This is a genomic window from Micromonospora sp. HK10, from assembly GCF_000982955.1.
In the GTDB taxonomy this organism is placed as follows: domain Bacteria; phylum Actinomycetota; class Actinomycetes; order Mycobacteriales; family Micromonosporaceae; genus Micromonospora.
In genome coordinates this window covers 1-834 of record NZ_KQ058798.1, presented here as the reverse complement: position 1 = coordinate 834, position 834 = coordinate 1, and the positions used below count along the sequence as shown (strand labels likewise).

1 protein-coding gene is annotated in these 834 nt (G+C 73.5%); it reads left to right on the top strand.

The annotated features are described in order from the left end of the window. Nucleotides 1-277: 277 nt before the first annotated feature. Nucleotides 278-834, top strand: a 557-nt coding sequence (locus LQ51_RS12220) for a thiamine pyrophosphate-dependent enzyme (protein WP_046565255.1), incomplete at its 3' end; no start/stop codon positions are given.

The window sequence follows — 834 nt, the reverse complement described above, 5'->3', positions numbered from 1 at the left end:
GGGAGGCCATACTGTGGGCCCGCTCACCTCCTCTGCAATCATTCAGACACGACGGCAACGCAGCCGCCACCTCCGCGCACCCCGCGGCTGGTGCGGTACGGCGCCGGCGCTCCCGGGCCGGGTTCCGAAACGGACCCCGGCTCACGCCGCGCGGCAACCCTCACCGGGGCTAGGCGCGGCCGCCAGGGACCGACCCGGCACCCGCCGGATCGGGCGCACGATGTGCGCGGCACGGGTCACCCCCCGGCGCCGGCGCAGACCAGACAGGGAGAGACGGATGGCAAAGGGCGACCCCGGGGCCGCCACCCGCAGCAAGCGGGCCGCACCCCGTTCCAAGCGCGCCACCGTGGCGGGCGAGCCGGAACTCGTACAGCTGCTGACGCCGGAGGGCGAGCGGATCGAGAGCGCGCTCGGCCCGGACGGGACCGAGTACCGGGTGGACTTCACCGACGAGGAGTACCGCGGGCTCTACCGCGACCTCGTGCTGGTCCGCAAGCTCGACGCCGAGGCCACCGCGCTGCAGCGGCAGGGCGAGCTGGGTCTCTGGGCCAGCCTGCTGGGTCAGGAGGCGGCCCAGGTCGGCTCCGGCCGGGCGCTGCGCGCGCAGGACATGGCCTTCCCGACCTACCGCGAGCACGGCGTCCTCTACTGCCGGGGCATCGACCCGATCATGCCGCTCGGCCTGTTCCGCGGCGTCGACCAGGGCGGCTGGGACCCCAACGAGTTCAAGTTCAACATGTACACGATCGTGATCGGGGCGCAGACCCTGCACGCGACCGGGTACGCCATGGGCGTCGCCATGGACGGCAAGACCGGTGGCGACGACGGCGAGGC